At 67.7% G+C, this 7,235-nt stretch carries 8 protein-coding genes; 5 read left to right on the top strand and 3 right to left on the bottom strand.

Annotation, left to right across the window (positions count from 1 at the left end; genetic code table 11):
- Positions 1-107: 107 nt before the first annotated feature.
- Entirely contained in the window at positions 108-647 is a 540-nt protein-coding gene (locus ACWCQS_RS40470) for a hypothetical protein (RefSeq protein WP_451009127.1), read from the top strand.
- Between the two features lie 455 nt (positions 648-1,102).
- On the opposite strand, the gene ACWCQS_RS40465 is transcribed toward ACWCQS_RS40470, so the two are convergent.
- Positions 1,103-1,711: a DJ-1/PfpI family protein gene (locus ACWCQS_RS40465; RefSeq protein WP_451009126.1), complete on the bottom strand. Its 609-nt coding sequence runs from the start codon at positions 1,709-1,711 to the stop codon at positions 1,103-1,105.
- A gap of 115 nt (positions 1,712-1,826) precedes the next feature.
- Positions 1,827-2,228: a tautomerase family protein gene (locus ACWCQS_RS40460; protein WP_451009125.1), complete on the bottom strand. Its 402-nt coding sequence runs from the start codon at positions 2,226-2,228 to the stop codon at positions 1,827-1,829.
- Between the two features lie 260 nt (positions 2,229-2,488).
- On the opposite strand from ACWCQS_RS40460, the gene ACWCQS_RS40455 reads away from it, so the two are divergent.
- The 4 genes from ACWCQS_RS40455 (at position 2,489) to ACWCQS_RS40440 (ending at position 5,659) form a co-directional block, all read left to right on the top strand.
- Entirely contained in the window at positions 2,489-2,956 is a 468-nt protein-coding gene (locus ACWCQS_RS40455; protein WP_451009124.1) for a winged helix-turn-helix transcriptional regulator, read from the top strand.
- A 96-nt stretch (positions 2,957-3,052) separates the two neighbouring features.
- Positions 3,053-3,946, top strand: coding sequence for an alpha/beta hydrolase (locus tag ACWCQS_RS40450; protein ID WP_451009123.1), 894 nt, complete (start codon positions 3,053-3,055; stop codon positions 3,944-3,946).
- Positions 3,947-4,294: 348 nt separating this feature from the next.
- Entirely contained in the window at positions 4,295-5,131 is an 837-nt protein-coding gene (locus ACWCQS_RS40445; protein ID WP_451009122.1) for an enoyl-CoA hydratase/isomerase family protein, read from the top strand.
- 96 nt (positions 5,132-5,227) lie between these two features.
- Positions 5,228-5,659 carry a pentapeptide repeat-containing protein gene (locus ACWCQS_RS40440; RefSeq protein WP_451009121.1) on the top strand — a complete coding sequence of 144 codons (432 nt, stop codon included), beginning with the start codon at positions 5,228-5,230 and terminating at the stop codon, positions 5,657-5,659.
- Between the two features lie 262 nt (positions 5,660-5,921).
- On the opposite strand, the gene ACWCQS_RS40435 is transcribed toward ACWCQS_RS40440, so the two are convergent.
- Positions 5,922-7,205, bottom strand: a complete 1,284-nt coding sequence (locus ACWCQS_RS40435) for an MFS transporter (RefSeq protein WP_451009120.1) — start codon at positions 7,203-7,205, stop codon at positions 5,922-5,924.
- Between the last annotated feature and the right edge of the window lie 30 nt (positions 7,206-7,235).

The raw sequence follows: 7,235 nt of genomic DNA, 5'->3' as shown, positions 1-7,235 counted from the left end.
GGCCATCACAGTCATTTCCTACGACCGGGTGCGGGCATCTGGCCAACTACCAGTCGACGTCCCAAGAGGCGAACGTTGCTTGATGCGGCACTAGCACCTCCGAGTCCGTGCAGCAGCGGCAGCACTGGATGGTGGAGCAGGTCCTCGGCTGGTCAGGCCTGCCCGTCGTCCAGATCAGGCCCACCGTCTTCATGGAGAACCCGCTGTTCCGTGTCGGCTTCTCCTCGATCGCGAAGAACGGAAGCATCAGACTGCCCTTCGGCCGGGCGAAAACCTCCCCTGTGACGGCTCGGGACGTCGCCGCGGTTGTTGAGGAGATCCTGTCCGATCCGGCCCCGCACATCGGCCGAATCTACGAGCTGACCGGCCCGCGCTCGGAGGACGCCACGGCCATGGCGGCAGAGCTTTCCGCAGCTCTGGGACGACCGGTCGGGTACACCGACGTCCCGCTGCAGGAATGGATCAACGACGATCTCAGACCGCTGGGGCTGCCGGACCATGCCTTTCAGCACATCTCCACCATGGCTCGTCTTCACGCCGAGAATCGATACGACCGCAAGGCGGACGGTGTCGAGCAGGTCACCGGGCGGCCTCCCTCGGGGGTGGCCGATTACGTCCGTGACAACCCCAGCCTATTCAGCCTCTGAATCCGGGGTCCTCGTGGTGCGGTGTACGCACTCTCCGCCTGGCCGCCGTGGGCGCGTTTAGCGCAACGTCGAAGACCATGCGGAAGACGGCATCGAAGGGAGCGGAAGACTTGGCGGCCCCGGGCGCCATCAGCGTGCCCTCCAAGGCGCTGAGGATGAACAGCGCGGCCTCCTCGACGTCGAGAGCGGCATCACCTGCCTCCTGGGCTTGGCGTGAGCACCCGCCGGACGTGCGCCTCCGATCGCTGGCCGCCCTGGACGGCGGAGCGGATGTTTACGGAGTGGTCCGACACCTCGGCGCCGAAGTTGCACACCAGGCATCCGAGTCCGGGGCCGAAAGGGGGCCGAAAGCGCCTCTCCCGCTCCAATCCAGGGACAGGCGGCTCGCTCGCGCCGGGGATTTCAGGGACCGATGATCACCAAGCCATCCATTGCGACCAGGCTGATCGCGGGCGTCAGTGCAGCGTGACCTGGCCTGTGTGGACGGCACGCATGGCGCGCTCGACGGTCTCCTGATTTTCGCCGACCGGAGCAACGTAGCCGATGACGTCGCGCGCGGCGTCCTCTCCGAGCATGCGGGTGATGACCCAGGTGGCGAGGTACTGGGACGCCAGACAGCCTCCTGCCGTAGCGATGTTCCCCTCGGCGTGGAACGGCGCGTCGAGCACGGTGATGTCGCAGGCTTCGACAAAGGGCCGGCTCTTTATGTCCGTGCAGGCGGGCATGCCGTCCAGCAGTCCGAGCCGGGCAAGCACCAGCGCGCCGGAGCATTGCGCACCGATCAGTTGTCGCGAAGAGTCGAGCGGCAGCCGGGAGATCAGCTGGTCGTCGGCGACTACGTCTCGCGCTTTCACGCCGCTGCCGATCAGCACGACCTCGGCGTCGGTCACGAACTCCATGGGGCGCTGCCCCGTCACCTCGACGCCGTTCATCGAGGTGACCACCGGCGTCGGCGTGGTGATGAAGGCTTCCAGGCCGTCCCTACGACATCGGTTGATCAGCGCGGACGCGATGAAGCTGTCGAGTTCGTTGAACCCGTCGAAGGTGACCACGGCTACCTGCATCACATCTCCTTCAAGCACGGCATCGGATCTGTACTCTTCCCTGGTGTGCCGGTCCGGGGCGAGAGCCCGGTCGGCGGCCGGCTCGGGTGCGGCAACCGCACCGCGCGGCCGTGGTTCACCAGCGGGGGGCGCCGTCGGCAAGTTGGAGTTCGCCGCGGCCGAAGGAGAAGTTCTCGTTCGGGACCGGAATCAACGCGATGAAGATGTCGTCGGGCGAGACGCCGAGTGCCTCCACCACGAGTTTGTTGATGGCCGCCGCCACGGCCCGCTTGTCCTCCAGAGGTCGGTGGGCCCCGAGCTGAAGCGTGATGATCATGGCGTCGCTGCTGCGCTGCATGCCCATGAACGTCGGGTCCAGGAAGAGTTCGTTCTCGCCGTGCTCGCTGATCATGATGAACCGGTCGCCCTCGGGTATTCCGAGGGCCTGGACCAGTGACTGGTTCAGCGCATCGGCGAGAACGCGTTTCTGCTCCGAGGAGAAGCGGTTGGCGGGGATGTGGGCGTTGAAGACGGGCATGAGCTGCTCCTCGGGAGTTGCAGTGTCGGCTTGTGCAGTCGGGGGGATTGAGCGGCTCCGGCCGCGGTGGATGCGGCGGGAGGACGCGGGGCGGAGAGGCGACTCGCGCTCCCTGCACAGCCGAAGCGGAGCTGATCAGGCTTCCGACCACCGGCTGAAGGCGATACGTGGGTCAGCGCCGACCATCTAAGGTTCCATCTGGAACCCAGAAGGCGTCAAGGCTGAGTTCCATAACGGAACTCAAGAGGTACTCTGTCGTCATGGAGTGGCGAGAACTTGATCTGGGCAACTGCAGCGTCGCCGCAACACTGAGCCTGGTCGGCGAGCGATGGACCCTGCTCATCCTTCGCGAGGTCTTCGCGGGACTGCATCGATTCGACGAGATAGCCGAGCACCTCGGGATCTCCCGCAGGGCCCTCACCGAGCGCCTTCGGCAACTGGTCGACACCGGCCTGCTGGAACGCCGGAGCTACCAGGAGGCCGGACAGCGCTCCCGCCATGAGTATCGCCTCACTGCGCGCGCCCACGACCTGCAATGGATCCTGGCCGCGCTGCTCCAGTACGGCGACACCCACCTCGGTAACCCTGCGGCCGCGCCGGTGGTGCTGCGCCATTCCGGCTGCGGCGGCCAAGTACACCTCGAGCTGCGCTGTGCTTGCGGCCACGAGGTTGCAGGTTCCGACGTGGAGCCGGTCCTGGGCCCCGGCGCCGTCCGGATATCCACCTGACGCGGTCACCAGTATCGGCTTTCCACGGCACTGCGCGTCGTCATAGAGGCTGATCGTTCCAGCAGGACTGAGTCCTGTTCCCCTTGAGAGGCTTTCATGATCGAACGCAAGGATGCCGAGTTCCAAGCCGACGACGCAGTCACGCTGCGCGGATGGCTGTTCCTGCCGGACGGGCCGGGACCTCACCCGGCGATCACCATGGCCCATGGCTATGCAGGAGTGAAGGAGCACGGTCTGGAGCCCTTCGCGCGAGCCTTCGCCGAGGACGGGTTCGTCGTCCTGGTGCATGACCACCGCACCTTCGGGGCCAGCGACGGCGGGTCCCGGCAGGATGTCGACCCCTGGCAGCAGATCGCCGACTGGCGGAGGGCCATCTCGTACCTGGAGAGCCGGCCAGAGGTCGATGCCGACCGGATCGGCCTGTGGGGGAGCAGCTATGCCGGCGGGCACGCGATCGTATTGGGTGCGACCGACCGTCGGCTGCGCGCCGTGGTCTCCCAGGTGCCGACCATCAGCGGGTACGAGCAGGGCCTGCGCCGCGTGGCACCGGACGCCGTGGCGAGCCTCGAGGAGTCCTTCGCACAGGACGAGCGGGCCCGGTTCCGGGGAGAGGATCCGCATACCGTGGCCATCGTCAGCAGCGATCCGGCGGTGCCCGCCTCCTACCGCTCGCAGGAGGCCATCGACTTCTACCTGCAGCCCACACCCGACGGCGCATGGGAGAACAAGGTCACGGTCCGTTCAACCCGCGCGGCGCGCATGTACGAGCCCGGGATCTGGATCACGCGGGTATCTCCCACGCCGCTGCTCATGGTGGTCGCCCTGGGCGACGCGGTCACCGTGACCGACCTGGCACTCGCCGCCTACGAACGGGCCCTTGAGCCCAAGCGCCTGCAGCTCATCCCAGGCGGCCACTTCGACCCGTACACCAGCCAGTTCGACCGGGCGAGCGACGCCGCCCGCGCCTGGTTCCGCGAGCACCTCACCTGACCGGCGAACGCCCCCCTTCCCCGGCGTGCCCAATGCGATCCGAGGAAGAGACATGCCCCATCTGTGCTGTTTCAGCGACGACAGCTCCGCCACGCTGGAGGACATAGCGACCCTGAGCAGTGGATCGGGCAGGTCGGTCCCACCCCACTGCTGATCTCGTCGCCGAGCACGGCGGCACCACCGGCGTGGATCTCCTGCTGAGTGCCAGCCAGCGGGCGCCGCAGCCCAGACGTCTCGTGCTCCTGGAGGGCAGGCGCTTCTCGCCACACCCCGCATGGCCCTGGAGTGGTTCCAGAACCTGCGCCCTTTCCCGGCTCCCTTCCGCACGCCTCACCCGAAGGAAAGATCATGAGCTTCGCCTACTCGTCGATTCAGACCCGAGAAGAGGCCGGCGTCCTGTTCGCCACCCTCGACGCCGGCCCCCTCAACCTCATCGGTGTCGACCTCGTACGTGACCTCGTCTCCCTCGTCGGCACTCTGCACACCGACCCCGGTGACGTGCGGGTCGTCGTCATCGACAGCGCCTCACCGGAATTCTTCTCGGCGCACGTAGACCTCACGGCGATTCCGCAGTACACCGCGGAAGCCGCCAAGGCCGGCGGCCCCGGTGACGCCTCGCTCGGCATGTTCCTGTACAAGCTGGCACACGTCCCGGTGATCACCATCGCCAAGGTGCGCGGCAGGGCCCGCGGCGGCGGCAACGAACTTGCCCTGGCCTGCGACATGATCTTCGCCGCGCGCGAGAACGCGGTCTTCGGACAGTTCGAGTCGGGCACCGGCGCCCTGCCCGGCGCCGGCGGAATCCAGCACCTGACCCGGCGGCTGGGCAGAACACGTGCGATCGAGGCCATCACCGGCGCCGACGACTTCGACGCCGACCTCGCCGAACGCTACGGCTGGATCAACCGCGCCCTGCCCGACGCCGAACTGGACGGCTTCGTCGAGCGCCTGGCCAAGCGCATCGCCGGGTTCCCACCCGCAGGAGTCAAGGCCGCCAAGCGCATGATCAACGACCTCACGCTGCCACACCCGGCGAACGTCCGCTCCGACTCGGCCACGTTCCTCAGCCTGGTCGCACTGCCCGAATCTCGCGAGCGCCTGGACTACCTCGCGAACCGGGGCCTCCAGACGCCTGGTGACCTCGAACGCGATCTCGGCAAGGCCGTGGCGGAGTTCCCCGGCTGACACCGATGATCAACGGTGGCCGCGTCCGGTCCCGCAGTGGCCCGGCCGCTGAAAATCCGCGAGCCGGCTTCCGGCTCGGCTGGCACGCTAGCGCTCATGGCCACGCCCCCGAACCCCCGACAACGACTCGCCGCACTTCAGCGCTACTCAGCCTTGAGCGGCGAGGACTTCACCGGCCAGAACCTGGCCTCGGCCAGGACTTCGCAGCTGCGATTCACCCGATGCTCGTTCGCAGAGGCCGACCTGCGCCACGCCAGCTTGGACGGTTGTTCGTTCAAGTTCTGCGATCTGAGCCGTGCTGACCTGCGCGGAGCCTCGCTGCGGGGAGCGCACCTCGCTGGCTGCGATCTTCGCGACGCGGATCTGCGCGGTGCGGATCTCACGGACGCCGTCCTCGGCCGCGTCAACACCGGCAGACCGCCATACGGCCTCACCGACATCACCGGAGCCCGTCTCGGGGGAGCGATCCTGCGCGACGTCCAACACGACGACGTCATCGGTTGGCAGTCTGCCAACAACATCGCGTAGACCCGAGCCCAGACCTCCCCCAGACAAGAGACAAGATCACGATCTACGCCTGGAGTACTGGTCACCGGCGGCTTACTGGTGTGCTTCGGACGGTTGAGCTCGACGCGCTGGCGCATCTGAGGGCGGAGTCGTTTCGAGGTGAGTGCGGGAGCCACCTTCTGACCGAGCCTGCGACGTCGGTTTGTTTTGAAGTCGCCCAAGGGCTTGCGGTGGGATGGTGGAGGGTGCTTCTGCCGCAGGAGGTTCGACGGGGATGTCGGGCTCAGCTGCCCAGTTCGTGTAGGTGACGTACGTTCCGCAGCGGTGAGCGGAACACGACGAGCCAGCTGATAGCGATCAGGACGGCGCCGGTCCAGATCGCGGGGCGGACCCCGAAGCAGGTGCCGATCAGCCCGGCCAGCAGGGCGCCGACGGAGAGAGCCCCGGTGAGCAGGAACCGAAAGGTGGCGTTCATCCGGCCCAGCATCACCGCAGGGGTCACCGTTTGGCGGGTGCTGACCGCGAGGACGTTGGCCAGGCCGGTCTGGACGATGGTGACCATCCAGCCGGCCGCGCCGACCCACAGCAGGGGCCCTGGGGCCATGAGAGCGGTGAGCAGGGCGAAGGGACCCGTTGCCGCGCCGACGATCCACAAGGCCCGGCCGTGCCCGAGGCGCCTGCCGACGGCGGGCGCGACGATCGCGCCGAGGAAACCGCCGATGCCACCGGTCGACAGCACCAGCCCCAACATTCCGGCCGACAGGTGCAGTTTCTCGGTGAACAGCACCACGAAGGACACCTGGCACACCTGGATCGCGAGGTTGGTCACAGCCCCCTTGACGGCCAGTGCTCGCAGCATCGGATGGCCGAGCACGAAGCACAGCCCGGCGGCCGTCTCCCGCCAGAGCGGGGGTCTGGTCGTGGCTGTACGTTGCGGGCTTGGCTCGGCGGCCCGGATCCGCGCGATGCACGACGCAGACCAGAGAAAGCCGAGCGCGTCGGCGACGATCGCTCCCGCCGGTCCGACGAACTGCACCACCAGGCCGCCGATGCCGCGTCCAGAGACATCCGCGGCCTGATTCAGCCCGGTGAGGGTGGAGTTGGCGGCGACGAGCCGGTCCGAGCCGACGAGGTGGGGGACATACGACAGATGTGCGATGTCGAAGAAGACTGTCGCCACCCCGGTCAGGAACACCACCACGTACATCTGGGGAAGAGCGAGTACTCCGCAGACCCAGGCCACGGGGATCGAGCCGGTCAGTGCGACCCTGCTCAGGTTGGCTGCGACGAGCACGGTCCGTTTGGGCATGCGGTCCACCCATGCCCCCGCGGGCAGGCCGATGAGCAGGAAGGCCACGGTGCCGAGCGCGGACAGCACGCCGACCTGTCCCGGCCCTGCGTGGAGCGCGGTCTGCGCGAGGACGGGGAGCGCCAGGAAGCTGACCTGTGCGCCGAGCCTGCCCGCCGCGTCGGCCGTGTACAGAAGCCGGAAGTCACGGTCGGCGAGCGCGCTGCGGTGCCGCCGGTCCACGGCGGCGGGTGCGGGTGGGACGAGTGCGCGAGTCATGACGCCCGAGGCTGGCGGACGTACCGCACA

Source organism: Streptomyces sp. NPDC002076 (assembly GCF_053593835.1).
This window is presented reverse-complemented; position numbering and strand designations above follow the sequence as displayed.

What these genes read in the sequence shown, in the direction of transcription:
- ACWCQS_RS40465 (WP_451009126.1), bottom strand. Translation starts at nt 1,711, where the DNA reads ATGCAGGTAGCCGTGGTCACCTTCGACGGGTTCAACGAACTCGACAGC.
- ACWCQS_RS40460 (WP_451009125.1), bottom strand. Translation starts at nt 2,228, where the DNA reads ATGCCCGTCTTCAACGCCCACATCCCCGCCAACCGCTTCTCCTCGGAG.
- ACWCQS_RS40455 (WP_451009124.1), top strand. Translation starts at nt 2,489, where the DNA reads ATGGAGTGGCGAGAACTTGATCTGGGCAACTGCAGCGTCGCCGCAACA.
- ACWCQS_RS40450 (WP_451009123.1), top strand. Translation starts at nt 3,053, where the DNA reads ATGATCGAACGCAAGGATGCCGAGTTCCAAGCCGACGACGCAGTCACG.
- ACWCQS_RS40445 (WP_451009122.1), top strand. Translation starts at nt 4,295, where the DNA reads ATGAGCTTCGCCTACTCGTCGATTCAGACCCGAGAAGAGGCCGGCGTC.
- ACWCQS_RS40440 (WP_451009121.1), top strand. Translation starts at nt 5,228, where the DNA reads ATGGCCACGCCCCCGAACCCCCGACAACGACTCGCCGCACTTCAGCGC.
- ACWCQS_RS40435 (WP_451009120.1), bottom strand. Translation starts at nt 7,205, where the DNA reads ATGACTCGCGCACTCGTCCCACCCGCACCCGCCGCCGTGGACCGGCGG.